Origin of the sequence: Streptomyces sp. NPDC088350, from assembly GCF_044753545.1 — a bacterium.
Lineage (GTDB): Bacteria > Actinomycetota > Actinomycetes > Streptomycetales > Streptomycetaceae > Streptomyces.
In genome coordinates this window covers 359,610-386,307 of sequence record NZ_JBIVNL010000002.1, presented here as the reverse complement: position 1 = coordinate 386,307, position 26,698 = coordinate 359,610, and the positions used below count along the sequence as shown (strand labels likewise).

Annotated in this window: 23 protein-coding genes; 9 read left to right on the top strand and 14 right to left on the bottom strand. The window is 71.3% G+C overall.

The features are described from left to right. Position 1 precedes the first annotated feature (1 nt). Positions 2–1,477, bottom strand: coding sequence for a glycoside hydrolase family 3 N-terminal domain-containing protein (locus ACIQBL_RS07000; protein WP_401937730.1), 1,476 nt, complete (start codon positions 1,475–1,477; stop codon positions 2–4). 227 nt (positions 1,478–1,704) lie between these two features. Between ACIQBL_RS07000 and ACIQBL_RS06995 the strand changes: the two genes are divergently transcribed. After that, entirely contained in the window at positions 1,705–2,757 is a 1,053-nt protein-coding gene (locus ACIQBL_RS06995; RefSeq protein WP_401937728.1) for a YbhN family protein, read from the top strand. Here the strand turns inward: ACIQBL_RS06995 and ACIQBL_RS06990 are convergent. Beyond that, the gene (locus ACIQBL_RS06990; RefSeq protein WP_401937725.1) at positions 2,752–3,384 is read right to left on the bottom strand and encodes a TetR/AcrR family transcriptional regulator; all 633 of its coding nucleotides are present in this window, start codon (positions 3,382–3,384) and stop codon (positions 2,752–2,754) included. The two genes, ACIQBL_RS06995 and ACIQBL_RS06990, sit on opposite strands and share 6 nt — an antisense overlap. 158 nt (positions 3,385–3,542) lie before the next feature. Between ACIQBL_RS06990 and ACIQBL_RS06985 the strand changes: the two genes are divergently transcribed. Continuing rightward, positions 3,543–4,007: a cupin domain-containing protein gene (locus ACIQBL_RS06985; protein ID WP_401937723.1), complete on the top strand. Its 465-nt coding sequence runs from the start codon at positions 3,543–3,545 to the stop codon at positions 4,005–4,007. Positions 4,008–4,014: 7 nt separating this feature from the next. Here ACIQBL_RS06985 and ACIQBL_RS06980 read toward each other — a convergent pair whose 3' ends face one another. From ACIQBL_RS06980 to ACIQBL_RS06970, 3 genes are all read right to left on the bottom strand, one after another. Beyond that, a complete protein-coding gene (locus ACIQBL_RS06980; protein WP_401937720.1) occupies positions 4,015–5,277 on the bottom strand; it encodes an alpha/beta hydrolase in 1,263 nt (420 codons plus the stop codon). A 142-nt stretch (positions 5,278–5,419) separates the two neighbouring features. Further along, on the bottom strand, positions 5,420–6,658 hold the full coding sequence (locus ACIQBL_RS06975; protein ID WP_401937718.1) for a cytochrome P450: 1,239 nt from the start codon (positions 6,656–6,658) through the stop codon (positions 5,420–5,422). Then, positions 6,649–8,517, bottom strand: a complete 1,869-nt coding sequence (locus ACIQBL_RS06970; protein ID WP_401937716.1) for an amino acid adenylation domain-containing protein — start codon at positions 8,515–8,517, stop codon at positions 6,649–6,651. The genes ACIQBL_RS06975 and ACIQBL_RS06970 overlap by 10 nt, the downstream gene beginning before the upstream one ends. A gap of 210 nt (positions 8,518–8,727) precedes the next feature. On the opposite strand from ACIQBL_RS06970, the gene ACIQBL_RS06965 reads away from it, so the two are divergent. Then, positions 8,728–10,806, top strand: coding sequence for an AAA family ATPase (locus ACIQBL_RS06965; protein ID WP_401937713.1), 2,079 nt, complete (start codon positions 8,728–8,730; stop codon positions 10,804–10,806). On the opposite strand, the gene ACIQBL_RS06960 is transcribed toward ACIQBL_RS06965, so the two are convergent. From ACIQBL_RS06960 to ACIQBL_RS06945, 4 genes are all read right to left on the bottom strand, one after another. Continuing rightward, positions 10,792–11,769, bottom strand: a complete 978-nt coding sequence (locus tag ACIQBL_RS06960; RefSeq protein ID WP_401937711.1) for a helix-turn-helix domain-containing protein — start codon at positions 11,767–11,769, stop codon at positions 10,792–10,794. The genes ACIQBL_RS06965 and ACIQBL_RS06960 overlap by 15 nt on opposite strands. A gap of 89 nt (positions 11,770–11,858) precedes the next feature. Further along, entirely contained in the window at positions 11,859–13,385 is a 1,527-nt protein-coding gene (locus ACIQBL_RS06955) for a serine/threonine-protein kinase (RefSeq protein WP_401937709.1), read from the bottom strand. A gap of 108 nt (positions 13,386–13,493) precedes the next feature. Beyond that, positions 13,494–14,045 (bottom strand): DUF3455 domain-containing protein, encoded by a 552-nt coding sequence (locus ACIQBL_RS06950; protein ID WP_401937706.1) that lies wholly within the window; start codon positions 14,043–14,045, stop codon positions 13,494–13,496. Positions 14,046–14,199: 154 nt separating this feature from the next. Further along, complete coding sequence (locus ACIQBL_RS06945; RefSeq protein WP_401937703.1) at positions 14,200–15,210, bottom strand: AraC family transcriptional regulator; 1,011 nt, start codon at positions 15,208–15,210, stop codon at positions 14,200–14,202. Between the two features lie 260 nt (positions 15,211–15,470). On the opposite strand from ACIQBL_RS06945, the gene ACIQBL_RS06940 reads away from it, so the two are divergent. Together ACIQBL_RS06940 and ACIQBL_RS06935 are read left to right on the top strand one after the other, a co-directional pair. After that, positions 15,471–15,683 carry a hypothetical protein gene (locus ACIQBL_RS06940; protein ID WP_401937701.1) on the top strand — a complete coding sequence of 71 codons (213 nt, stop codon included), beginning with the start codon at positions 15,471–15,473 and terminating at the stop codon, positions 15,681–15,683. Positions 15,684–15,967: 284 nt separating this feature from the next. Beyond that, complete coding sequence (locus ACIQBL_RS06935) at positions 15,968–18,829, top strand: hypothetical protein (RefSeq protein WP_401937698.1); 2,862 nt, start codon at positions 15,968–15,970, stop codon at positions 18,827–18,829. Here the strand turns inward: ACIQBL_RS06935 and ACIQBL_RS06930 are convergent, their stop codons facing one another. From ACIQBL_RS06930 to ACIQBL_RS06910, 5 genes are all read right to left on the bottom strand, one after another. Continuing rightward, on the bottom strand, positions 18,830–19,087 hold the full coding sequence (locus ACIQBL_RS06930) for a transposase family protein (protein WP_401937695.1): 258 nt from the start codon (positions 19,085–19,087) through the stop codon (positions 18,830–18,832). 363 nt (positions 19,088–19,450) lie between these two features. After that, entirely contained in the window at positions 19,451–19,858 is a 408-nt protein-coding gene (gene msrB / locus ACIQBL_RS06925) for a peptide-methionine (R)-S-oxide reductase MsrB (protein WP_401937694.1), read from the bottom strand. A gap of 13 nt (positions 19,859–19,871) precedes the next feature. Beyond that, positions 19,872–21,269 carry a UDP-N-acetylmuramate--L-alanine ligase gene (gene murC, locus ACIQBL_RS06920; protein ID WP_401937691.1) on the bottom strand — a complete coding sequence of 466 codons (1,398 nt, stop codon included), beginning with the start codon at positions 21,267–21,269 and terminating at the stop codon, positions 19,872–19,874. Between the two features lie 137 nt (positions 21,270–21,406). Then, positions 21,407–21,880: an indole-3-glycerol phosphate synthase gene (locus tag ACIQBL_RS06915; RefSeq protein ID WP_366092920.1), complete on the bottom strand. Its 474-nt coding sequence runs from the start codon at positions 21,878–21,880 to the stop codon at positions 21,407–21,409. Between the two features lie 154 nt (positions 21,881–22,034). Then, positions 22,035–22,829, bottom strand: coding sequence for a pyrimidine reductase family protein (locus tag ACIQBL_RS06910; protein ID WP_401937688.1), 795 nt, complete (start codon positions 22,827–22,829; stop codon positions 22,035–22,037). Positions 22,830–22,866: 37 nt separating this feature from the next. Between ACIQBL_RS06910 and zapE the strand changes: the two genes are divergently transcribed. From zapE to ACIQBL_RS06890, 4 genes are all read left to right on the top strand, one after another. Further along, a complete protein-coding gene (gene zapE, locus ACIQBL_RS06905; protein WP_401937686.1) occupies positions 22,867–23,973 on the top strand; it encodes a cell division protein ZapE in 1,107 nt (368 codons plus the stop codon). A 154-nt stretch (positions 23,974–24,127) separates the two neighbouring features. Then, entirely contained in the window at positions 24,128–24,526 is a 399-nt protein-coding gene (locus tag ACIQBL_RS06900; RefSeq protein ID WP_401937684.1) for a hypothetical protein, read from the top strand. Positions 24,527–24,613: 87 nt separating this feature from the next. Beyond that, entirely contained in the window at positions 24,614–25,192 is a 579-nt protein-coding gene (locus ACIQBL_RS06895) for a carbonic anhydrase (RefSeq protein ID WP_401937682.1), read from the top strand. Positions 25,193–25,200: 8 nt separating this feature from the next. After that, positions 25,201–26,661, top strand: a complete 1,461-nt coding sequence (locus tag ACIQBL_RS06890) for a SulP family inorganic anion transporter (protein ID WP_401937681.1) — start codon at positions 25,201–25,203, stop codon at positions 26,659–26,661. The last annotated feature ends 37 nt before the right edge of the window (positions 26,662–26,698 follow it).

Below are 26,698 nucleotides of genomic sequence, written 5' to 3'. Positions count from 1 at the left end.
GTCACGCGCCCGCCAGCACCTCGGCGACCGCCCGCAGGTTGACCCGGCCCCGCCCGTAGGAGCAGAGGGCGCCGCTCTCCGGCAGCCCGGTGTCGACCAGTACGGCATCCGGGCGCCGGGCCGCCAGCGTGTCGCGCAGCCGGGCCTGCCAGGGGTGCAGGCCGGCGTCGGAGGTGGCGACGACCAGTGGGGCGCCCTCGCTCAGGAGGGCGTCGACGAGGGCGGCGGGGTCGGTCGGCTCCTCGGTGAGGGCGGTGCCGGTGGCCGTGGGGTCGAGGGCGCGGAGTGCGGTGAGGAGGTCCTCGCCGCCCCAGTTGAGCGCGGGGTGCGGGGCCGGGAACAGGTCGACGACATGGGCGCCGCGCACCGGCGGCGGCAGGGGCCGGGTGCGTACGGCGCGGCGGGCGGCCTCCGGTCCGGCGTCGGCGTCCCAAGCGGCCACCGTCCGGCGCGGGATCGCGTACCGCTCGGCGAGCCGGCGTACCCGTCCGGCCGCCTCCCGCACCCGCTCCTCCGGCAGCACCTGCGAGTGCAGCGCGTCCAGCACGGCGTCCCGGCAGGCCAGCGTGACCTCCAAGTCCGGTACGGCGACGATGACTTGGTCAGCTCCGGCGGCGAGCGCGATACGCGCCCCGGCCGCTTCGCCGTACGCGTCGGCGATCGCCTTCATCTCCAGCGCGTCGCTCACGAGGACGCCGTCGAAGCCGAGTTCGAGGCGGAGCAGGTCGCCGAGGATGCGGCGGCTCAGGGTGGCGGGGCGGTTGGCGTCCAGGGCCGGGAAGACGACATGGGCGCTCATCAGCATCGGCACGCCCGCGGCGATGGACGCGCGGAACGGTTCGAGGTCGACGAGGAGTTCGTCGTACGGCCGCGGGTCGACGGCGATGCCGTGGTGGCTGTCGGTGATCGTGCCGCCGTGGCCCGGGAAGTGCTTGGCGCAGGAGGCGACGCCGCGCGCCTCGGTGGCGGTGATCCAGGCGTGCAGATGGCGGCCGGCCAGGGCGGGGTCGGCGCCGAAGGAGCGGGTGCGCACGATCGGGTTGCGCGGCTGGTGCTGGAGGTCGGCGACGGGGGCGTAGGAGGCGGTGATGCCCAGCGTGGCGAGGTGGCCGGCGAGCGCGTCGGCGCAACGGGCGGTCAGCGCGGGGTCGTCGACGACGCCGAGGGCGTAGGAGCCGGGCACGTCCGGGGCGCCCGCGCTCACCAAGTGCCCGATGCCGCCGCCCTCGTTGTCGATCGCCACGAGCAAGTCCGGGCGCAGCGCGCGGAGTTCGTCGGTGAGCCGGCGTACCTGCTCGGCGTCCCGGATGTTGCGGGTGAACAGGATGACCCCGCCGAGGCCGCGGTCGATGAGCCGCTTGAGCGTGTGCGGCACGGTCGTCGCGCCGTCGAACCCGGCGACCAGACAGCGGTGGGCCGCCTCGTCGAGGTCGGGGGGAAGGGCGGTGGCGGCGGACGATCGCTCGGCGTGGGTCATAATGGAATTCAAATGGCTCGATCAGCCGGAAGTCAACAAACCGATGGATTGTTGATTCAGGCAATGATCTCGGGTGGCCCCGGGTATGCCACGGAGGAGCGGATGGCACACCCACCCGCGCGATTCACGCCATTCACGTCGTTCACTCCGTCCGCGTCGCCCACCCGCCCGCGCGCCTTCCGCTTCCGGACACCACGACGTCATACCGGATGGGAACGTTTCGCCTCGTGTCCCTGCTTCCGCTCGAAGACATCCCCGGGCCGCTCCCCGCCTCCACCGCCGGCCCCGATCCCACTCCTCCCGCCCCCGTACCCACCCCGGCCCCCGCGCCCTTCCGCCTCCCCTCGGCGGCGCGCCTCGTCACCAAGGTGCTGACCCTGCTGCCCCTGCTGCTGATCGCGGTGTGGGCGGCGGTCGACTGGCGTGCCATGTACGACGGCACGACCCGGCTCGCCTCCGCCGACCCCTGGTGGCTGCTCGCCGCGTTCTTCTTCACCTGCCTCGGCTGGGGCACCGCCGCCCTCGTCCGCCAGGGCGCGGTGCCGGACCGGCTGCCGACCGGCCTGCTGATCGCCTCGCAGTTCGCGGCCGGCGCGGCCAACCACGCCCTGCCTGCCAGCATCGGCGCCCACGCCGTGACGCTGCGCTTCCTCCAGGGCCGCGGCATACCCCTCGCCCGCGCCACCGCCTCGCTCGCCCTGTACTCCCTGGTCAGGCCGATCGCGAAGACGTGCGTGCTCCTCGTCTTCCTGATCTCCTTCCCCGAGATCCTGCGCTCCGGCCAACTCGCCCCGCGGGGCTGGTCGTTGGTCCTCGCGTTCGGGGGCCTGGGCCTCGCGCTCGGCACGGCCGCCGTACTCCTGACGCTGGTGCCTCCCCTGCGCCGCCCGGCCCTCCGATGCGTCCGCACCGCCCTGACCGACGTACGGCAGCTGCACACCATGCCCAGCCGGATCCTCGCCCTGTGGGGCGGGGCCGCCGCCGCCCCGGTGCTCCAGGCGACCGTGATCTTCTCGGTCGGCGCCTCGCTCGGCCTGCCGCTGTCCTGGGCGCAGGTGGTCCTCGCGTTCCTCGCCGCCAGCACCGCCGTCGGCGCCGTCCCGGCACCCGGCGGGATCGGTCCCGTGGACGCGGCGACGGTGTTCACGATGGTCGCGTTCGGTGCTCCCATGGACCTGGCCACGGCGAGTGTCATCGGCTACCGCGTCCTGACGGTGTGGCTGCCATTGCTGCCGGGGGCGTTGCTGCTGTCGGCGCTGGTCCACCGGAAGGTGCTATGAGCCCAATCCGCCGGGCAGTTGGGAGGCCTCCCGCACCGCCGCCTCCGTCAGTGTCGTCGCGGTGCGTACGGCGCTGGCGATTGCCTCGTCGGGGGTGAGCCCCACCTGGTCGGTGAGCGTGAACAGGGCGTCCGCGCCGACGACGACCGCGAGACTCCGCTTGAGCTGGGTGAACGCGTCCGGGTCCGACACCCCGAGGGTGTCGTCCAAGGGTGCGAGGGCGTGGTCGATCAGACCGAAACGGATCCCGGGTCTCATGCTCTCGGCCTCGGGACGGACGATGGTCGCGGCCATCATCGCGCGCACCCCGCCCTGGCGAGCGAGTATGCCGCGGAGCAGGAACTCACTGGCGAAGGCGACCCGTTCGACGGGATCGCGGGAGTCGGCGACCGGACCGAGCGCGTCGACGGGGTCGGGCCAGACACCGGCCAGCGCCTCGCCGATCAGTGACGGCAGGTCCGGGAAGTAGCGGTAGGCGGTGGCCTCCGAGACCAGGGCGGCACGGGCGATCGCGGGCATGGTCACCTCACTGCCCGCGCCGATCAGTCCACGGGCCGCGTCGACGATCGCCGTACGGGTGCGCTTCTTCTGATTGCTGCGGCCCGTATCCGTCTGTGCTGTCGCCATCGGTGCGTCACATCCCCGTATCTGCTCGTCGTTGCCGTCCGTCCCCTTACTTTATCACGACAAGCTCTCGTCGTGAGAGTTCACTTGCATAACGAGAGCCTCCCGCCTACTGTCCGGAGGGCGCACAGCAGACGGCGACACACATGAGGGAGTCAGCGATGAACGAGGTTTCCGTGGTCGGCCCGGACGACGGCGAGACGATCCACCTCGGCCCGGCCACCATGCGCATCCTGGAGGACGGCAGCACCACCGGCCACCGCCTGGGCATCGGCGAGATCACCCTCGCCCCGCACACCCAGGGCCCGCCGCAGCACCGGCACGCGCAGCACGACGAGGGTTTCTACGTCGTCTCCGGCATCGTGCGCTTCACCATCGGCGAGACCACGCACATCGCCCCGGCGGGCACCCTCGCGATGATCCCGCCCGGCGCCCCGCACACCTTCGCCAACCCCGGCGACGAGCCCGCGGTGATGGTCAACACCTTCACGCCCGACCTGTACGTGCAGTACTTCCGCGACCTGCGGGAGATGATCGCCGGCGGTCAGGAACTCGACGCCGAGTCGACGATCAAGGTGATGAGCCGCTACGCCACCGTCCCCTCGACCGACTACGCCCGTCCCTGACGGGACGTCACTTGCGCGTGCTGGTGGTGGGCTTGGGCCCGGTGCCCTCGGCGCGCACGGTGCTGTGGCCCTTCTTCGGGTGGAGGTGCCGGGGCACGACGTCCTGGGGGAAGGTGAGTTGCTGGTTCATCCACTTCAGGGCGGCGGGCATCTCCCGTACCCAGGTGGGGAAGTTGTGGCTGCCGGACTCGGGCAGGATCGACACGACGCGCATGGGTGCCTTGACGGCCCTGATGAAGGCGAGGGTCTGCGGGTAGCCCCGCTCGCCGTGCTTGCTCTCGGCGACCAGGACGGAGACCTGGGGTACGGGCAGGTGCTTCAGCCGCCACATCAGGTCGTGTCCGTTGACCCGGTTGACCCGGTCGAGGCCGCTGCCGAAGAGATTGCCGGTGGTGGGATCGTCCTTGATCCGGTAGTCGGGCGAGAGCGCGGCGGCCGTCGTGTACACGTGCGGGTTGCGCATCGTCAGCTGCAGGGCGCAGGTGCCGCCGGAGGAGTAGCCCATGACCCCCCACGCGCTGGCGTCGTGCCCGACCCGGTAGGCGGACTTGAGGGCCTGCGGGAGGTCCTTGGCGAGGAAGGTCTCGGTCTGCGGTCCGCCGGGGACGTTCACGCACTCGGTGTCGCGCGGCGGGGCGATCGTCGGCCGGATCATCACCATGATGGTCGGCTGCATCTGCCCGCTCTTCTGCAGCTGCCCGGCGGTCTGCGACACCCGCAGGTACTGCGCGAGGTTGAAGATGCTGCCCGGGTAGCCGCTGAGCGCGACGACCACGGGGAAGCGCTGCCTGGCATACGCCTTCTGGAAGTACTGCGGCGGCAGGTAGACGAACGCCGGGTCGACCACGCCGGTGCGGCGGCCGATGACCTTCACCGACTCCACCTTCCCGTTCACCGCGGGATCGCCGGTGGGCAGGCCGCTGACCCGGTTCAGCTGCTCGTCGGAGGCGGGCTGCACCAGCGCCCCCTTCACGGAGACACCCGTCAGGCCGTCGCCGTTGTGGTCGGCCGCCTGGGTCACGCCCACGGGCGCGGTGTCGACGTTGCCGAACAGCTCCCCCCACGATCCGAAGAACTGGTACGACGAGTTCAGCCAGCAGGCGAAGGCCGCGATAATCGTGATCTGCGTCACCCCGATGGCCGCCAGCCGCCCGAGTACGTGCCGCACCCCTCGCTTGGCGAGCCGCGGCCACACCCAGACCAGCAGCGCCACGCAGACGACAGCCACGGCCGCCACCACATCAACGGTTGTCTCGCTGGTCAAACCCATGCCACTCAGTCCCCGGTTCCTTGCCTGTGCTCGATCCTTCACACAGAAGGAGGGCTACGGACCCTTCTGCGTTCCTCAACGAGCACGAATAGGACAAAGAAGCGGGTCCGACCGTGTTTGCACGGACGGACCCGTCAGAGGTTTACGGCCTACGTCGTGCCACCAACGGCAGGTACTTGATCCCGGCGATGAAGTTCGAGTGCAGATGCGCCGGTTCACCCGCCGGCGCGAAGTCCTCGAACTGGGCGAAGAGCTCCTGGAAGAACTCCTCCAGTGTGACGGTGACGAGGGCGTGGCCGAGGCAGAAGTGCGGGCCGACCCCGAAGGCCAGGTGCCGCTTGGCGTCACGCCGTACGTCGAAGGTGTACGGGTCCGGGAACACGCTCGCGTCCCGGTTCGCGGAGCCGATCCACGCGGCGACCGCCTCACCGGCGCGGACCGTGACCTTGCCGAGCCGCACGTCGTGCGTCGCGTACCGGATGAAGTGGCTGGTCGGCGAGGACCAGCGCAGCGCCTCCTCGATTCCGCCGCTCAGGAGTTCGGGACGGCCGGCCCAGTCGGCGTACGTGCCGGTCGCGGTCAGCTCGACCAGCGCCGCGTTCGGTACGTGCGGTGTCGTGACGTTCGCGCCGAGCAGCAGGCTGTAGCAGTTCGAGACGATCTCCCCGGCGCTGAGCGGTTCCTCGCCTTCCATGTCCATCGTGGAGAGTACGTCGATCAGGTCGCCGGTGCCGCCCGGGCGCCGCGCGATGGCGTCCTGGAGGCAGGCGAACAGTTCCCGGTGTGCCCCGTGCAGGGTGGCCCGCGCGCCCTCGGGCCGTACGAACTCGGGGTCGTCCGGGGCGACGGCCTGGGTGGTGACGAACGTCAGGTGGGCCCAGTCGTCGCGGTCGAGGCCCATGAGCGTGCCGATCACCGCCATCGGCAACTGGCCGGTCAGCTCGGCGAAGTCGAAGGGCTCGCCGTCGACGACCGTGGCGAACAGGCGCCGGACCTCGTCCCGGATCACCCGTCGATGCCCCTCCACCGCACGGCCGTTGAGGACGCGCTGGATCGGCGAGCGCATCCGTGTGTGGCGCGGCGGGTCGGTCGCGGGCAGCTGCCTCCCTCCCGCCGGGTCCTTCCTCCCCAACAGGTTGAGCAGCGTGCCGTGTTCGGAGGTGAACGCCGTGTGGTCCCGCAGCACCCGCGCCACGTCGTCGTAGGCCGTCGCCGACCAGAACCCCAGATCCGGCCGCAACTGCTGCCAGTGCACGGGGTCTTGGGCGCGCAGGGTGTGCCAGACGGCATGCGGGTCGCCCTCCGCGTGCAGGACGGGATCGACCAGGTCGATCCCGTCCAGGTCGATCGCTTCGTCTCCGGTCGGGTGGGTCAGTCGCATGGCCTGTCTCCCTCGTGGATCTGGCGGATCTGTTGGATCTGTTGGATCTGTTGGATCTGTTGGACTTCGTCGGACGGTTCGGTGAGTGGTTCGGTGGACGGTTCGGTGCGCGTGGCGACCACTTCCGCCAGGCCCGCCACCGTGGGGTTCTCGAAGAACAGGCGGGTTGCCGGCAGGTCGAGGGCCAACTCCCCGCGCAGCCGGGCGAGTACGTCGGCGGCGATGAGCGAGTTGCCGCCGATGGCGAAGAAGTCGTCGTGGATACCGACCTGTTCGACCGCGAGGGCGTCGGCGATGACGTCGGCCACCTTGGCCTCGACGGGTGTCCTCGGGGTGTCGTACGCCGTGTCGATGGCGCGCGGCGCGTGCTTCGGCACCGGCAGCGCCGTTCGGTCGATCTTGCCCGCCCGGGTCAGCGGGAACTCGGGGACCTTCATGATCACGGCGGGGACCATGTGCCACGGCAGCCGGTGGCGGAGTGCCCGGCGCAGTTCCGCGGACAGGTCGACCGGGTGCGCGGCCGGGAGGGTCGCGACGACATAGGCGACGAGCACCTTCTCGCCCGGCGTGACGTCTTCCCGGGCGATCACGACGGCCTCCGTCACACCGGGTTGGTCGGTGAGTACGGCGACGATCTCGCCGGGCTCGATCCGGTGCCCGGCGATCTTCACCTGGTCGTCGACGCGGCCCCGGAACTCCAGCACACCGTTCGCCCCGCGACGGACCACGTCACCGACCCGGTACATCCGCTCGCCCGGCACGAACGGGTCGGGCGGGAACCGCTGTCGGGTCAGTTCCAGGCGGTTGCGATAGCCGCGCGCGAGCCCGGCACCGGCCGTGTACAGCTCGCCCCACTCCCCGTCGGGGACCGGCCGCAGGTCCTCGTCCAGGACGTACACGCGCGTCCCGGGGATCGGCTTCCCGATCGGGACCGTTCCCCTGACCTGCCGGGTGACCGTGTGGGAGGTGGTGAAGCAGGTGTTCTCGGTGGGGCCGTAGCCGTTGACCATCCGGACCTCGGGGTGGGCCCGCCGCACCCGGTTGACGTGGGCCGGGGACAACACATCGCCGCCGGCGACGAGTTGGCGCAGCCCGCCGAGGCTGTCCGGGTGGCGGTCGACCATGCGGTGGAACAGGCCTGCGGTCAGCCACAGTGTCGTGATCCCCTCCCGGCGGAGGGAGGCCGCCAACTCGGGCAGCGACAGCGGGCCGGGCGGGTGGACGACGAGACGGCCGCCGTTCAGCAGCGCTCCCCAGATCTCGAACTCGGACGGGTCGAACGTAAGCGGGCACAGCTGGAGGAAGGTCTCGCCGGGCCCGAACTCGATCCAGTCCGTGTCGTGCACGAGCCGGACCACACCGCGGTGCGGCACGGCCACGCCCTTGGGATGACCGGTCGAGCCCGAGGTGTAGCGGACGTAGGCGAGCCCGTCGGGCGACACGGTGGGCAAAGGCGCAGGAGCGGCCGTTGCTTCGATGTCGTCCAACCGCAGTACGGTCACGCCGAGTTGGGGCAGCCGCCCGAGGTCGGGCAGGTGGGTGAGCAGGACGCGGGCGTCGGCGTGGTCGAGCATGAACCGGAGCCGCAGCGCGGGCTCTTCGGGGTGCAGGGGGAGATAGGCCGCCCCTGCCTTCAGTGCGCCGAGCAGGGCGACGATCATCTCGAAGGAGCGCTCGGCGCAGACGCCGACGACGTCCTCCGGACCGACACCGGCCTCCCGCAGCCGGTGTGCCAGACGGTCGGCCCGCCGGTCCAGGTCCTCGTAGGTCATCTCCTCGCCGCGGAAGCGCAGCGCCGTCGCCCCGGGTGTGCGCCGCACCTGGTCGGTGAACAGCTCGGTGATCGTGATGTCCCGCATCCGTGCCCCCGTTCTTCGTTCCCCTCGACCGACTCAACCAGCGGCCGGGAGGAGGGCACATACTCCGGTGATCCGGATCCATACGCGGGCGTACACCAGCGACTCCCGGGACGCGGCGGTCTGGTTGAGTCGACCGAGGGCCGCATCGCCCGGCCCGAGCCGGTAGGTTTCGCAGCGGCCCGAGAGGTCGACTCCGGGGAGGGGAACGGCATGGCGAAGGAAGGCTCCGCCGTCCTGGCCGACAGACTGGCTTCCGCCCGGTTGCAGTACTTCGTCGGCCGGCAGGAGGAACTCGCCCTCTTCCGGCGGGCGTTGGCCGGAGAGCCCGGTACTCCGACGGTCATCGTGCTGCACGGCCCGGGAGGCATGGGCAAGAGCGCGCTGTTGCAGCGCTTCGGCGCGGAGGCGCGCGAGGCGGGTCGGCCGGTCGTCGGCGTCAGCGCCCGTACGGTCGGTCTCTCCCCGTCCGCCTTCGAGGAGGCGACCGCCGAGGTCTTCGCCCAGGACAACGCTGTCCTGCTGGTCGACGACTTCGAGCGCTACCGGGACATGGAGGAGTGGGTCCGCGACCGTTTCCTGCCCCGGCTGCCGTCCGGTGCCCTGGTCGTCGTCGCCGGCCGGCTCGCGCCCGACCCCCTCTGGAAGGCGGACCTCGCGTGGAGCGAGGTCCTCCAGGTCGTGCCGCTCGGGGAGTTGGGGCCGGCGGACTCGGCGGCCCTGCTCCGCTCGCGGGGCGTCGACCCCTCACTGCACTCGGCTCTGCTCCGGTTCGCCGCCGGCCATCCGCTGGCCCTGCGCCTGGCCGCCGAGACGGCGACACACGGCAACTCCTTGACGGAGGAGGTGTTCTGGGCGCCGCTGCGGACGGCCGTCGACCGGCTGCTGACGCACGTCGTCGGCATACCGCCGTCGTCCGCGCACCGTCGGGCGCTGGAGGTCTGCGGCCATGTCGTGGACACCACGGAGGAACTGCTGCGGGTGGTGCTGCCGGACGAGGACGCCGGCGAACTGTTCGCCTGGCTACGGCAGTTGTCGTTCATGAAGTCGGGTCCTTTCGGGGTGTGTCCCTACGACGTGGTCCGGGACGCCCTCGACAGCGACTTCCGCTGGCGGGATCCTGAGCGGTACAAGGCCATGCACCGCACGGTGCGCCGTCACCTGGTGGAGCGGGTCCGCGACGCGTCGGAGAAGGAAGCCCTGCGGGCCGCCCGCGAGTTCAACCACATCGTGTCCAGGGCCCAGTGGCTGCGGGAGTTCCAGGGCGAGCGCGAGGAAGGCACCGTCCACGAGGAACCGATGCGGCCGGAGGACGCCCCGGCGCTGATCGAACTGACCCGCAGGGTCGAGGGTGAGGACAACGCCCGTGCCGTCGCTTACTGGTTGAGGCGTCAGCCCGAGGCGTTCCACGTCCACCGGCGCGGCGGCACGGGCCGACTACTGGGATTCATGGCCTGGTTGAGGATCGACGGGCTCGACGACGAGACCCGCGCGGCCGACCCGGTGACGGCGGAGGCGTGGGAGCTGGTCTCCGCGATGACACCCCCGCGCCAGGGCGAACACCTCGGTGTGGCGCGGTTCATGGTGCACGAGGAGAACCACCACCGCCCCTCGCGGTCGTGGGACCTGGTGCGTATGCGGATCGTCTTCGAGTTACTGCGCGCCAAGCACTGCGCCTGGTCCTGTTTCGTCAGCGCCGAACCGAAGTTCTGGGCGCCGCTGATGACGTACATGGGCATGTTCCAGCCGCCCCGCCAGGCCGTCCACGCCGATCACGGATACGGCCTGTTCTGCCACGACTGGCGGGCGGCGCGGGTGGACGAGTGGGCCGAGGGGATCGACGCGCGCCTCCTCAGCGGGGCACCGACCGCGGCGGCCGGGAAGCCCAAGTCCCGGCTCACGTCGCTGAGTCGGGAGGAGTCGGACGCGGCGGTCCGGGAGGCGCTGCGCGGCTGGCTGGACCCCGGCGGGCTCGCCGACAACCCGCTGCTGCGCAGCCGGCTGGTGGAGGAACTCAGCGAGGGCGACCCGGTGACCGCGCTGCGCGAGCTGGTCGGCAAGGCCGTACAGCGGCTGAACGCGCATCCCCGGACCCGGCATCTGCACGAGGTGCTGACGCTGACGTACCACTCGACGTCCACCCAGGACGCCGTGGCACGGAGGCTGAACCTGGCGTTCAGCACCTACCGCAGGCATCTGGCCCGGGCCCTGGACGAGGTGCGGGAGACGGTGTGGGACTGGGAGGTGCACGGCCGGATCAGGGCCGAACAGGAGCCGTCACAGGGGAGTTGAGCGGGCGTAGGCGGCGGGTGTCAGGCCGTAGCGCTTCTTGAAGGCGCGGATGAAGTGGCTGCTGTCGGCGAACTGCCAGTGGGCGGCGAGTTCGGAGATGCTCAGCCGGCCGCGCGGTGCGGTGAGCGCGAGGCGGGCCTCTTCCAGGCGCCGGTGACGGATGTGGGCGGTGACCGACTCTCCCGTCGTCGCGAACGCGCGCTGCAACGTGCGTATCGAGACGTTGAGTTGGCGTGCCAGCATCGCCGGGGAGAGTGCGGGGTCGGCGAGGTGGCTGTCCGCGAGGTCTTTCGCGGCCCGGGTGAGGGCGGGGGCCAACTGGGGCTCCACGTCGTCGAACTGACGTAACGCCACCGCCTTGGCCAGCTCGATCAGCGTGCTGTGGGCGGCGTGCAGCCCGGCCGGGCCGAGGTCGGCGACGGTCGCGTGGACCATGTTCGCGTGGGCCGTCAGCAGCCGCATCTCGGCCGAGTCCGCCGGCCCGGCGACACTGCGGTTCCCCAGCACGGGGAGGAGCCCGGCGGAGGGCAGGACGAGGAACTGCGCGGAGGTGTGCGGCGCGGCCTCGAAGGCGTACTGGCGCCCGACGTGGCGCAGCAGGAACTGCCCTGCCGGTACGGTGCGTTCGCCTCGGCCGCGCGGGCCTCCCAGCCGCCACGCGCCGTTGCGCACCACGTACATCCGCACCTGGTCCTCGTCGCCGCCGGGGCGGTCCGCGCTGTGGGTGGCCGACACGCAGTGGACATCGGTGACGGCCACGTCGCGCACGCGGGTGAAGCGTCCCCTGACCCGCCAGTCACCGATCGTGCCGGGGCTGAGCACCGGCAGCCGGAAGCCGTCGCCGAAGCGTCTCTCCCAGCCGCGCCGGAAGCCGTCGAATCCGCGCGGTACGCCGCCCGGGACGGTGGAGTCCACCGACAGCACCCCGCTGCGCGGCCTGTCCGCCTCCGCTCTCGCGTCCATCGTCCTCTGATCCCCCCTTGTGCGCCGCATGCCGTGCGCCGACCCTCCTGTACTTCGGAGGGAAGGGCAAAACGGCTCGGCGGGGGACATCAGCGCGTGACGCTCACCCGCACCGTCATCGCGCCCTTGTTGTCCGCGGAGCAGGACCCGGCGAGGTCGTTCATGCCCAGTTGGAGGGTGCCGTTCCCGGTCGCGCGGAAGGTGACTTTCTGTCCCACCGGGTGGATGGGGAAGGTCTTCTGGCCCTTGAGCTGGGCGAGCAGGGTGGCGAAGGGGGCCTTGGCGTCGGCCTTGCAGTTCTTCGCGCCGTCCAGCAGTTCGTCGGTGGCGGCGTCGTATCCGGCCGGTCCGGCCATGGGCATGTTCCGGTAGTCGGCGGTCCACTGCCCCGACACGAAGCGCACGGTGACCTCGTCGCCCTTCCGGACGGTCACTCCGGTCACCGGCTGCCAGCCGGCCGCCGACTGGACGACCTGACGGGTGGTCGTCGTCTTCGGGCCCGCCGTGAGCGGCAGCGTGCCGGTGAGGAAGAGGCCGCCCACCACGCCCGCCGCCAGTACGGCCGTTCCGGCCAGCACCCACAGCAGCCGCCGACCGGTGGACGAACGGGGCGGCTGCGGACGGGAGTTGAGCGACGTGGTGTGCCGCTCGGTCTGGGCGAACGGCTGCCGCCCGCTCGTCATCGTGTCCGCGTCGTAGGACCCGGCCGGCGGAAAGAACACGCGCACGGTGGCCGACGGCAGCGGCCCGGCGTCCGGCTCCCCCGCCGCGACGCGCCGGAGCGCGGCCCGCGCGCTCGCCGCCGAGAGGCGGTCGTCCGGGGTCTTGCGGAGCAGCGCCTCGACGACCGGGCGCAGCGGGCCGAGCCGCTCGGTCAGGACGGGTGCCTCGTACGCCACCGCGTGCAGTGTCGCGGGCCGTGCCGGTCTGCGGAACGGGGACTGTCCGCCGCAGACGGTGGCCAGGGTCGCGCCCAGCGACCACAGGTCGGAGGCGGGGCCGACCTCCCAGCCCATCACCCGCTCGGGCGCCATGAACTCCAGGGAGCCGACGAGTTCACCGGTGGTCGTGAGGAACTCGCCGTCGTCCAGGGCCGCGATGCCGAAGTCGGTGAGGACGGCGCTGCCGTCGGGCCGCAGCAGGACGTTGGCGGGTTTGACGTCGCGGTGCAGGGTGCCGGCCGCGTGCACGGCCTCCAGGGCGTCGAGGAGTTGGAGCCCGAGGGCGGCGGTGTGCTGGGGTGTGAGGAGTCCGGTCCCGGCGATGCTCTGGGCCAGCGAGGGGCCCTGGACGAGTTCCATCACGATCCACAGCCGGTCCTCGTACTCGACCAGGTCATGGACGCCGACCACATGGGGGTGCGGCACACGGGCGACGGCGCGGGCCTCACGGATCGCGCGGCGCACCCGGATGCGGTGCTCCTCGTCGCCGTGGGTGAGGATGTGGAGTTCCTTGGCGGCGACCGGGCGGTCCAGCAGCTGGTCGTGGGCGCGCCAGACCGTGCCCATGCCGCCTCGGCCGAGGACGTCGTGAAGCTGGTAACGACCGGCGATCAGCCGCTGCCGGCCGGGGTGCGGGTGCGTCGCCGCCTGGTGGTCGCCGTCTCCGGATGTCACGGGCTCTCTCACGTTTCCTTCGGGTCGCGGGTGCTCCTGCCTGGGACGCGGCACGGCAGCGGCCCCCGGATCGTCCGGGAGACCACTGCCTTGGCGCTGCCCGCCGTGTTACTTGGCGGGCTTGTAGAACGCGTAGGTGGCGGAGTACCGGACGCTCACCTGGTCGGTGCCGGTGCAGGCGGCGGCCGGAGCGACACCGCCGTGCGTGTCGAGGCGCTGGATGTAGGAGACGCCGGCGAAGACGCCGGTGCCGCGCGTGGCGGTGGACTCCAGCAGCAGCTCGGGGATCGTGCCGGTCTTGGGCGATTTGGCGATCGCGGAGCCGTTGACGGCGCTGCCGTCCACCGTGGAAACCCACACCGGGCCGCGGGAGTGCAGGGCGACGGAACGCTTGGAACGGTCGTTCTTGGCCCACAGGGTGGCGGCCGGCTCCAGCAGCGTCCAGGCGCCGTTGGTGCAGGTGTAGGTCTGGACGCCGGCGGCGGAGAAGACGCCGGTGAGCTTGTTGCCGTCGGGGACCTTCAGCGCGTCGGGCACGGTGACGCCGAGGTGGAGCGACTGCGGGGTGGCGGCCTGGCCGGCCGTCGCGCTCACGAGCGTGCCGGCGGTCACGGCGGCGAGGGCCGCGGTGCTGAGGACGAGACGTCTGGCGATCTTCATCGGTATGTCTCCAGAGCGATTTCTGAACAGGGTCGCGGGTATCCGGGCTTCCGGGCCGATCAGATGATCTTCGGCCCCGCTGCCGCAATGTACGGGGGGATACGCGCGTCACGCGGGGGAATACTCGCACCCGGCTTGCCAACTTCTGATCGACTTATGACCACCGCTGCTCACCCGCGGCGCCCTGTGCCCCGCGAGGCCGGCGGGACTCCAGGGCACGGAACCGGCCGGGCGGGATCCCGTACTCACGCCGGAAGGCGGCTCCGAACGCGAACTCCGTGGAGTAGCCGACCTGTCGGGCGATCGTCGCCAGCGGCGACCTGGTCTCCCTCAGCAGCCGGGCCCCATGGCTCAAGCGACGGCCGGTCAGGTAGGTCATGGGCGGGGTGCCGACCAGCTCGGTGAAGCGTTTGGTGAACGCCGTCCGTGACATCCCCACGCGCGCGCTGAGCTGCCCCACGGTCCACGGCTCGTTCAGGCTCGTGTGGATCTCGCGCAGGGCGACGGAGATCACGGGATCGCAGATCTCGGGCCGGTCCGGATCGCCGTTCTGCTCCAGCCACCGGCGCAGGTAGTGGGTCAGCAGAAGATCCAGTAACGCGGGGCGGGTCGCGCCGCTGCCCGGCCGGGTGTCGGACGCGTCCGCCGCCAACAGGTCGGCCAGCAGCCGCAGTTGCAGGTCATAGCCCGGCGATATCGCGAGGACGTCGGGCAACGCCCGCAGATAGGGGTGCACTTGGCCGTGGTCGAGCCGGTACGCGCCGGAGAGGAACTCCGCGTCGCCCGGTTCGGGACCGTACGGGGCCTCGCCCGCGGTCCCGGCCGCCCGGGGCAACTCCCCGAGCGGGCCCGGCGCGTGGCCGAGCCCGAACTCGGCGCCGAACGGGGTGAGGACGACATCGCCCGCCGCGAGCGCCCGGGGCCGGCCGGTGGCCGTGATCAGCCAGGCGCTGCCGCGCAGGAGGACATGGAACCCGCTGCCCACGAAGGCCGGGAACCGTACGCCCCAGGAGCCCGACCTCCGCACCCGGCCGGCCTCGGCCCGCCCGGTCCGCACACTGCCGATCGCCTCGCTCAGGATGTCCGTGCCCGCGTCGATACCGGCCGAACAGGCCGTACGGACGCGGGAGTCGGCGACCGCGCAGCTGGAACTCTCTTGGTTCACGGATCTCTCGTCCTTCGTGTGCCCAGGGCCGCACCGCGCCCGGAACCGCCCGGCCGACCCACTCCCGCCGGAGCCTAGGAGGAGCGGCACGGCACACACTTGGACCACAGCGGCATCCGAACAGAACATGAGCGCCACGGGAGAATCCCGGCGAGGCTGGTCCGCCGACTGGGTGAACCGGAGCCACATCGCACGCGAAGTGCCCGTTGAGGCCGCTACGAAGATCACGCGATGTTCGTGATCTTCGGAAGGAATCGTCGGTGTACCTCTCCCGTACGGGCCGCAGGCTCGCTGCCGCGTTCTGCTCACTCGCCGTCGTACTCGCCCCGGTCACCGCTCACGCGACCGCTCCCGGTGCGCCGCACGCACGGGCGAAGCAGGAGAAGCGGCTGAAGTCGTGGGGCAACAACCGTTCCGGTCAGCTCGGTGACGGCACCTGGACAGCACCCCGGTCACCTCGCTCACCGCGCTGACCGGCGTCGACAAGATCGCCGCACCGGTCGGCGGCGACTTCAGCCTCGCCAACTGACGGCGTTTCGATCTCGGGGACGTAGGGCTTGTCGTCCTCGGCTTCCTCCTCCGGCCCTTCCGACACACATCCCTCAAGACCGGAAAGCCAACAGGCAATTGCATATGCACAGTTGACGGTCAATGAGCATAATCACTCATCAAGTGACGAATGACCGGATATACCCCTGGACCCCTTCCGTCCGCCTCTAGGCTGCCCGTCCCTTGCCTGGATGCCCGGAGGTCCTGAGTGCTGCACCGGCTGCCCGAGGACGAGCAGAATCTCGTCCTGCCCAGTGGATTCGACGAAATCGTCCGTGTGGTCGACCTCTATGCGGCCGACCGGCAGAGTGGGGTGCCACGACTGAGGCGGTCGACGAAACGACGGCTCCCCGCACTGCTGTTCACACGCGTGCCCGGGGCAGCGGACACCGCGGCCTCGGGCGATTCGCCTCCCGGGGGCGCCTCCGCCCCGAGCGCCCTGGTCCGGGCCTACCGGAAGCGGCTGGTACGGCCCGGCCAGGGTGAGGCGGGCCACCTGGCGAGTCTCGTTCCGCACGCCCTGGCCGACGAGGCGCGGCTGGCCTGCGAACCCGTACCGGAGGACGGCTCGCCGGCGGAGGATCCGTATCTCGTCCTGCTGGACAAGGTGGCGCGCCAACTGCGCGACTCCATGCCGGACGGGGCAGGCTCCCTCCGCCTGGGCGAATTCGCCGTCTGCCTGTCGGTGCTGCGCTGCCAGCTCCCCGCCGACGCGGTGGACGAACGCGTGGCCATGCGGAACCTGCTGTACGGCAGGCACGCCTGGACCTTCGGACTGGGTGCGGAGGTCACGCGCCTCACCGAGGATCTCGGCCCCAGGAAGGGCGCGGCCCTGCTGCGGGCGGCGGCCGTGCCGGTGGCACTGCTGTGGCGCTGGTGGTACGGCGTACGGCTCAACCATGGCCCCCGTCGCCGCTGGGTGGCCGGCATGCTCGGCGAGACCGGGCGCAGCTTCCTCGGTGCGGCGGTCGCCCTGCGCGAGGCGCACCTTCGGGCGCGGGCCGCGGCCACGGGCGAGGCGCGGCATCCGGCGGCAGGGGCTGCCGCGGCCCGCGACGCGGCGGCGGTCCGGCAGATCCTGCTGACCGCGCTGATCCGCGACCTGGCGAAGGCCTCCCGGCCCCCGTTCTGGAGCCGGCGCAGGCCCCGGCGCCCCTGGTCCTTCGTCGTCCTGCTGCCCGACGTCGGCGCCGAGGGAACACCCAGCCGGAAGTTCCTCGACACCTTCGCCGCCGTCGCCGAGGACAACCCCGACTGCCCCCTGCTGGTGCTGGGCGCCGCCAACGTGGACGTCCCGCCGTACGTTGTCCAGCACACCGGACAGGACGGCCTCCCGGACCCGGCCCGGGAGATCGCCGCGCTGTACGCGTCAGGAACCGCTGGACGGCCGGACCAGGCCGTCCACGCACTCACGCTGTCACGGACCCCCGACGGCGGCAGCGCCGCCGACCGGCTGGCCGTGCGCCCCACCGTCCGGGTGCGGGGCGGCCGTCACCAGGGCTGGGCCCGCCCGATCGCGGCCGGTACCGCGCTGCTGCTGGTGGCCGGCGGCGGCTACGAGCTGTGGCCTTCGGGGACCCGCGCTTCCGCCGACGACAACAAGGCCGCCCCGGTCGCGTCGTGCCAACGCGTCAGGACCGGCGAGGTCGTCGGCCTGACCGACGGCAGCGACGGCTGCGACCTCGCGCACGGCCTGTACGCCTCCCAGCTACGAGCCCTCGAACACACCATGGGCCAGCAGAACGCGCAGGTCGACCCGTCCAAGCCGTACCGCACCCTTGTCTTCTTCGCGCCCCTGAGCGTGGGATCGCAGTCCCGCCGCACCGTGCCGACCGGCCTGCAGATCCTGCGCGGGGCGCTGCTCGCGCAGAAGGAGGTCAACTCCCTCAACCTCAAGCACCAGGTGCAGGTGCGACTGCTGGTGGCGAACTCCGGCGAGTACTTCCACTACGGTTCGCTCCACGGCCTCAACACCAAGAACCTCAGCCACACCGACGTGTCGCGAATGATCGTCGACCGGGTCGCGCGGGACCACATCGCCGCCGTGTTCGGCCTCACCCAGAGCCGCCCCGAGTCCCTGCAGGCCGCCATCGAACTGGGCACCCGGGGAATCCCCGTCCTCGGCACGGGCGTCACCGGCCAGCCCATGGTCGAGGACTCCCCCGTGTCGTACTTCCAGCTCTCGCCACCCGACGAACGCGTGGCCCAGATCATGGCATCGTTCGCCGGCCAGTCCCCCCGACTGCACGCCCTGACGAAGCCCGCTCCCGGTCACCCGGCGCCGGCCGCGATCGTCGTCTTCGACCCGGACGACACCTATTTCAGCGCCGACCTCAAGAACAGGTTCACCTCCGACTACGCCACGGCGGGCCCGGTGCGGCTGGTTCCCTACCGGGAGTCCGACGGCGGCAGCCAGACACCCGCCGTCGCCGCCAACGTCTGCACCCTGGTCCGCCAGACCAACGGTTTCGTCCTGTACGCCGGCCGCTCCGGTGTCATGCACGACCTCTTCTACTACCTCCAGGGCGACAAGAACTGCCGTACGCACGGGGGCCGTGTGCCGGTGCTGGCCGAGAGTTCGGCCCCGGACCTCGTCCTCCACCCGGAGCTGATGTCGCAGAACTACGGCTCACTCGCGCTGTTCTACAGCCAGTTCAGCCTGCCCGACGCCAACGGCCCCTTCGCACGAGGCTTCCGCGAGGCGTTCGGCGTCTCCACCGACAGCGACGCGGCGGCGGGCTACGACGCCGTGAAGATCCTTTTCGGGGTCATGACGGACATCTCCGGGACCGACCCGGACTTCAGGCCCAGCTCGGTCGTCACCTTCCTCCAGTCGCCCGGCGTCAAGGACTACGTCGGCGAGTCCGGCATCATGACGCTGGGCAACGGCGCCAAATACCCGCGCGGCAAGGAGGTCCACATCCGGGAGATCACCTCGTCGGGCACCACGGAGACCGACCTGACCTGCGGCGCGCTGGCCGCGAGCAAGGATCCCGTCACACGGTGGGGTCCCTCCGACCGATTCCCCTGCCCACCGGAGCCCGAGCCGGGCGTCGGTCCCGCCTCCTGATCAGTACGGTGCCACCCGTCGCGGGGCGGTGGCCTTGTCGGTGTCGGAAGCGGCGGCGTTCGCCGCCCCGGCAGGTGTGGTCGTCGGGGCTGGCGCGGCCGGATGGGTGATGTCGGCGCGGTTCACCGGTTCGTCCGGGCCGCAGAACAGCGGCCGTATGTCACCGATTGCGCGAGGGATGGTAGAGCGGTCGACGCCGAACCAGCAGGCCGGCACGTCATGGGTGGCGCCATGCCGAAGGTGGACGAGGGTGGCCAACAGCCGGTCGATGAAGACCGGCTTGTGTTTCGCCCCGGCCCCTACGGCCCCGCCGGCGGGGCCGTGACGCGGGACCAGCCTGCTGTCGCTCGTGCCACAACGGGCCGGTCTCGGCGACGAGTTCGGCGACCACTCCGGGCGCCAGCCCCGTGATCCGCTGGCATCGCATGATCGCCGCACGAGCTCGTTGGCCCGGCAAGACGCCACCGGGCGGGTTCTTCCCCGGCTGCGACGGCGAAAGGACGCGTCTGTGCCACCCCAGCTGATGGCACAGACGCCGGAGGAAGATCTCCGCCGCGGCCAACGGTCGTTGTGCGCCGCGCTCGTCAAGCGCTCAAACGGCGACGCGAAGCCTCCGTTGGCTCAGGCTTCGTCAGGAGTCAGCCGCAGCGAGATGCTGTTGATGCAGTACCGCTGATCGGTCGGCGTCGCATACCCCTCGCCCTCGAACACATGCCCAAGGTGCGACCCGCACCGGGCACACCGCACCTCGGTGCGGACCATGCCGTGCGAGCGGTCCTGGATCAGTTCGACCGCGTCAGTGTCCTTCGGGTCGTAGAAGGACGGCCAGCCGCAGTGGGACGCGAACTTCTCCGTGGAGGTGAAGAGTTCGGCGCCGCAGGCGCGGCAGGAGTAGACGCCCTTCGTCTTGGTGTCGGTGTACTCACCGACGAAGGCCGGCTCCGTGCCGGCCTGCCGCAGTACCGCGTACTCGGCCGGGTTCAGCTCCGCGCGCCATTCCTCGTCCGGCTTTTCGACGTCGTACGACATGAAGCTCAGCCCCTTACTTCGCGAGACGGTCCAGGATCCGCGGGCCGAGGTCTGTCACATCGCCCGCTCCCATGGTGAGAACCAGATCACCGGGCTTCGCCATTCCCGCGACGACCTCGGGCACGTCAGCCTTGTCGTGGACCGGGGTCACGTCGGCGCCCGCGACGCGCGCGGCCTCGATGATCAGGTCGCTGGTGACGCCGGGGATCGGGTCCTCGCGGGCCGGGTAGATGTCCAGGACCAGCGAGGCGTCCGCGAGGGCCAGGGACTGGCCCATCTCCTTGCCGAGTTCCTGCGTGCGGGAGAAGAGGTGGGGCTGGAAGACCACCAGCAGCCGCGAGGAGGACGCCGCCGCGCGCATCGCCTCCAGGTCCGCGGTCATCTCCGTGGGATGGTGGGCGTACGAGTCGATCACCTGGACGCCGGCCGCCTCGCCCTTGAGCTGGAGGCGCCGCTTCACGCCGGTGTACGCGGCCAGCGCGGGCGCCAGTTCCGCCGCCGGGATGCCGAGCGCGACGCCCGCGGCGAGGGCCGCGACCGCGTTGCTCGCGTAGTGGCGGCCGGGGACCGACACGGTGAAGGTGAGCTGCGAGCCGCCCAGCAGGACGGTCACCTCGCTCTTCAGGCCCTGCGCGACCACGGAGAGGATGCGTACGTCGGCGTCCTCCGCCTCCCCGTACGTCACCGTCTTCACCGGGCCCGAGCCGGACGACACCCGTCGTGTCAGCTCGCGCGCGCCCTCGTGGTCCGCCGAGATCACCAGCGTGCCGCCCGGCACGATCCGGTCCGCGAAGGTCTGGAAGGACTCGTAGATCTCTTCCATGGACGCGTAGTTGGCGTGGTGGTCGAGTTCGACGTTGAGGACGATCGCCACCTCGGGCGCGTACTTGTGGAAGCTGCGGTCCGATTCGTCCGCCTCGGCGACGAAGATCTCGCCGTCGCCGTGCAGCGCGTTCGAACCGGGGGCGTCCAGGTCGCCGCCGATCGCGTACGAGGGCCGCAGGCCGAGCTCGGTCAGGGAGACCGCGAGCATCGATGTCGTAGTCGTCTTGCCGTGCGTGCCGGCCACGGCGATCGGGCGCAGGCCGTCCATCAGGCGGGCCAGGGCGTCCGAGCGGTGGACGACCGGGATGCCCAGCTCGGCCGCGCGGGCCAGCTCGGGGTTGTCCTTGCGGATCGCCGACGACACGACCACACAGGTGGCGTCGTCGGCGAGGTGCTCCGCCGCGTGCCCGATGTGCACGGTGGCACCCAGGGCGCGCAACGCGTCGGCGGTCGCGGAGTCCTTGGCGTCGCTGCCCGCCACCTTCGCCCCGCGCTGCGCGAGGATCTTGGCGATCCCCGACATCCCGGCCCCGCCGATGCCGATGAAGTGCGGTCGGTCCATGGCGGTGGGAAGGCCGGGTGCCATGTGTGTCTCCCTGTGCGTGCTGGTTCCGTACGGATACGTGTGTCTGCTGGTTCCGTACGGATACGGCGGACGTTCGGCGGCCAGCCTATTCGGTGCCACCGACAATCACGGACACCCGCCGGCCGCCGCCCCGCCCGCTACTCCTTGCTGTGCGAGAACAGCTTCAGCACCGGTACGCCGACCTTGTGACGCGCGCGCGAGGCCCAGTCCCGGTGGAAGAACTCCTCCACGTAGTGGGGATCGGTCAGCACGATCACCTCGTCCGCGCCGATCTCGTCCACCAGGGTCTTCAGCGCGTCCAGCGGATGGTCCTCGATGAGCCGGCCCTCCGCCGCGCTGCCCGCCGCGCGCAGGGCGTCCAGGGACACCGACAGGGCCTGCGCGCCGAGCGCCGCCGCGTCCTTGCCCTCGGGGGTCTCCCGCTCGTGTGCCGCCTCGTCGAGTTCGCCGAGGGCGACGTCGTCGATGGCCCGCAGCAGGCGGTCCGCCTGGTCGCCGCGGGGCTGGAGCAACACGTGGAAGGAGACGGTCTCGTCACCGTGCAAGGTGGTGACGAACTCCACGTCGGCGGACGTAAGGGCCTTCTCGATCATCAGTACGCTTGTGAACACCAGGCGCCCCTTCTCCTTCGAGGACCCGCGGGCCCTCTCTCCTCCGTGGGCCGTCCAGGCCCTGCGGAAACCATCCTGCCCCGTGATCGCACGGGTACTGCCGGATTTAGTGTGCCCGCCGAAAGACAAACGGAACGGATCATTCCGCCCGTCTTCAGGACCGACGGTAGCGACCGAACAGGAACCCGGCCTCTTCCAGCAGGGACACCAGTTCGAAGCGCTGAGGAACCCTAACCGACGGCCCTCCCGCGATCCGCTGCGCGTCCCCCGCCACGAGCATCGGCGAGAGGGTCAGACACAGCTCGTCGAGCACCCCGGCGGCCACGAACTGTCCGAGCAGCCGCGGCCCGCCCTCGGTCAGCAGCCGGGTGTGCCCCCGTTCGGCGAGCGCCTGTACGGCCCGCGCGGGGTCCACTCCGGCACCGTCACCGGCGACCACCACCCGGGCGCCCGCCTTCTCGGCTGCCGCGATCCGCTCCGGCGCCGCCAGGGCACCCGTAAGGACCAGTGTCGGTACCAGGGGCGAGACGAACAGCGGAAGCGAGAAGTCCAGGTCGAGGCTCGCGGTGACGACCGCGATCACCGGCGCCGGCCCCTGTCCCGCCCCGGCCCGGGCCGCCGCGAACTCCGCACGCGCGCGTGCGGGCCGATAACCCTCCTGGCGTACCGTTTCCGCACCGACCACGACCACGTCGGCCAGCGCCCGCAGGGTGCCGAAGATCCGCATGTCGGCGTCGCCCGAGATGGGCTGCGAACGCCCCTCGTGCTGACCGGCCCCGTCGAGCGTGGACACCATGTTGCCGCGCAGCCAGGGACCGCTCCCGGCGGGGTAGGCGTACGCCTCCGCCAGCTCCGGGAGCCCCCATTCCCGGTCCGTCCCACGCGCATCGGGGGCCCCGTCCGAGGCCTGGGCTGCTGTTTCGTCGGTCACAGGGAACAGGCGTCGCATGTCGTGCAGTGTGGCACGCCCCCTAGACTGAGTGACCGTGCCGTCCTCCTCCGCCGCCTCCGGGATCAGCCCGATAGCAGACGCGGCCCCGCTGTCCCTGTGCGCCCGTGAGCCGTACGTCCCCGCGGACCGGCTGGTCGCCGAGATGGTGCCGCCGCCGCGCTTCGACTCCGTGCGCTTCGCCACGTACATCCCGGACCCGAACCAGCCCAGCCAGACCGCGGCGGTCGGCGTCCTGGAGACCTTCGCCGCCGGACTCGGCGGGGCACACGCCGCCGGCACCGCCAAGCGCGGCTTCCTCGGCTTCGGCAAGGGCAGGGCGGCCAAGGCCCCGGCGGGCCCCCGTGGCGTCTACCTCGACGGCGGCTACGGCGTCGGCAAGACCCACCTCCTCGCCTCCCTCTGGCACGCGACCCCGGCCGAGCCCGCGCTCAAGGCCTTCGGCACCTTCGTCGAGCTGACGAACCTGGTCGGCGCGCTCGGCTTCCAGAAGACGGTCCAGACGCTGTCGGGCCACCGGCTGCTGTGCATAGACGAGTTCGAGCTGGACGACCCGGGCGACACCGTCCTCGTGTCGACCCTGCTCGGCAAGCTGGTCGACGCGGGCGTGGCGCTCGCCGCCACCTCCAACACCCTGCCGGGCAAGCTCGGCGAGGGCCGGTTCGCGTCCGTCGACTTCCTGCGCGAGATCCAGGGCCTGTCCGCGCACTTCCGCTCGCTGCGCATCGACGGCGACGACTACCGCCACCGCGGGCTGCCACAGGCCCCGGCGCCGTTCTCCGACGAGCAGGTGACAAAGGCGGCGTACGCCACCGAGGGCGCCTCCCTCGACGACTTCCCGCACCTCCTCGCCCACCTCGCCAAGGTCCACCCCAGCCGCTACGGCGCCCTGACGGACGACCTGAAGGCCGTCTGCCTCACCGACGTCCAGCCGATACCCGACCAGTCGACGGCCCTGCGGCTCGTCGTCCTCGCGGACCGGCTCTACGACCGTGAAGTGCCCGTCCTGGCCTCGGGCTTGCCCTTCGACCAGCTGTTCAGCGAGGAGATGCTGAACGGCGGCTACCGCAAGAAGTACTTCCGCGCGATCTCCCGCCTCACCGCGCTGGCCCGGGACGCCGAGGGCCTCGTCGAAACCGCATAGTTCACGCCAGCCCGGGCACGCTTTTCACGCTCTCTTCCATCGGAAACGTTCCGTTAACCCTGCAAACAACTTCGCCGGGATACCGTGTCACTTGACCAGCCATTGACCAGGCCTTGGTCTGCACGAGAAACACGAACGGGCTGAAGGGGGGCGCATGTTCCGAGGTAAGGCGGCCCGGACCGTCGTGACGCTCCTCACCGCCGTCCTGCTCGCCCTCCAGTTCTTCGCACCCACCGCATCCTTCGCATCCGCGCACACAGCCCGTCATGCGGAGGCCAAAGCACAGCCCGTCGTCAAGCTCGGCGGCAAGGCGCTGCGCGCCGAGACCATCACCTTCCGCGACTGCGGAGCCGCCGGGACCCCCACCGCCCCGCTGCGCCTGCGCGACCGTTGCCGCACCGCCGACTGCGGGCCCGAGACGCCCGAGCGCCCTCTGCTGGCGCAGGACCCGGCGGGCGCCCACCCACCGGCGGCGCCCGGCGCCGCGCACCATCGCACAGCGAGATCCTCAACAGCACACTCTCCGGCGGCACTTCAGGTCTTCCGCTGCTGAGAGCGGAGCAGGCAGTCAGTTCCCCCACGCACACTGTCATGCAAGCCCGACGCGCCCAGAGGGCGCGCCAGGAGGAGTCCACACGCCATGCAGCCCCTCATCGACAACGCCCGTACGTTCGGACAACGCCCTGAGGAGTTCGCCAAACTCGCCGAAGGCCAGTCCCCGCAGGTGCTGTTCATCACCTGCTCCGACTCCAGGGTCGTCCCGGCCCTGATCACGGGCGCCCGCCCCGGCCAGCTCTTCGAGCTGCGCACCGCGGGCAACATCGTCCCGCCGTACGCCTCCGAACACCCCACCAGCGAGGCGTGCACCATCGAGTACGCCGTGGAGGTGCTCGGCGTCTCGGACATCGTGGTCTGCGGCCACTCCCACTGCGGCGCCGTCGGCGCCCTGGTCCGCGGCGACGACCTGACCGCCGTACCGGCCGTGCGCGACTGGCTCACGCACGCGACCCCGAGGCCGCAGGGCGCGGTCGAGGACCCGGCGGTGTCCGAGGGCGTGCAGAGCCACGTCCTGACGCAGCTGCTGAGGCTGCGCTCGTACCCGTACATCGACAAGAAGCTGAAGGGCGGTCAACTCACCCTGCACGCCTGGTTCTACGAGGTCCACACCGGCGCCGTCCAGGTGCACGACCCGGCCGTCGACGCCTTCAAGGCCCTGTGAGCGCGCCGATGTCGACCAAATACCCTTATCTGCGGCAGGACTTCGCCGCCTCCCTCGTCGTGTTCCTGGTCGCGCTCCCGCTGTGCGTGGGCGTGGCCGTCGCCTCCGGTGTGCCGGCCGAACTCGGCCTGGTCACCGGCATCGTGGGCGGGATCGTCACCGGATTCATGCGGGGCAGCAGCCTCCAGGTGTCCGGTCCCGCCGCCGGTCTGACCGTGCTGGTCTTCGAGGCGGTGCGGGAGTACGGACTGCCCGCCCTCGGCGTCATCGTGCTCGCCACCGGAGTGCTCCAAATCCTCATGGGCGTCCTGAAGTTGGGGCGCTACTTCCGGGCCATCTCGGTCTCGGTCGTCGAGGGCATGCTGGCCGGCATCGGACTGGTGCTGATCGCCGGGCAGTTGTACTCGGTGGCCGGGGCGAAGGCCCCGGCCTCGGGGCTGGACAAGATAGCCGAGCTGCCCGGCGCGCTCGTCGACGCCGCCGGGAACACGAAGGCGCTGGCCTCGCTCGCGCTCGGCGCCGCCACCATCGCCGTACTGGTGCTGTGGAAGCGCCTGCCCGCCAAGGTGCGTACGGTGCCGGGTCCGTTGGCCGCCGTAGGGCTCGCGACCCTCGCCGCGCTCGTCCTCGGGCTGCCGGTGGCGACCGTCGAGGTGCAGGGTCTGCTCGGCTCGCTCCAGTCGCCGCCGCTCGGCGCGTTCGGCGATCTGGCGCAGGTCGGCATGCTGGGCACGATCGTCGCGTTCACGCTGATCGCGTCCGCCGAGTCGCTGTTCAGCGCGGCGGCCGTGGACCGGCTGCACAAGGGGCCGCGCACCGAGTACGACAAGGAACTCGTGGCACAGGGCGCGGGCAACGCGCTCTGCGGGCTGCTCGGCGCGCTGCCGATGACCGCGGTGATCGTGCGCAGCGCGGCGAACGTGCAGGCGGGCGCACGGACGAAGGCGTCCCGGGTGCTGCACGGCGTCTGGCTGCTGCTGTTCGCCGCCCTGCTGCCGAACGTCCTCGCGTACATCCCGATCCCGGCCCTGGCGGGCATCCTCGTGCACGCCGGAGCCAAGCTCATCCCCGTGCGGGAGATCGTGTCGCTGTGGCGCGAGCACCGGGGCGAGGCGCTGATCCTGGTCGTCACGGCGCTGTCGATCGTCGCGGTCAGCATGTTCGAGGGCGTCCTCATCGGCCTCGCGCTGGCCGTCGCGAAGACGGCGTGGGAGGCCTCGCACATCAAGCTGGAGGTCGTCGACAAGGGCGCGGGCCCGGTCCAGGCCTACCTGTCGGGCAACGCGACCTTCCTGCGGCTGCCGAAGATCCTCGACAGCCTGGAGGCACTCCCCCAGGACCGGCCGGTGGAACTGCACCTCTCCGGCCTGCACCACCTGGACCACGCCTGCCGTACGGCACTGGAGAACTGGGCCGAGCGGCACAGCGCGGCCGGTACCGAGCCGGTGAAGGTCACGGCGGTGAAGTAGCGGGCCGGTGTCCGCTCCGGGGCGATCGTGGCCCCGG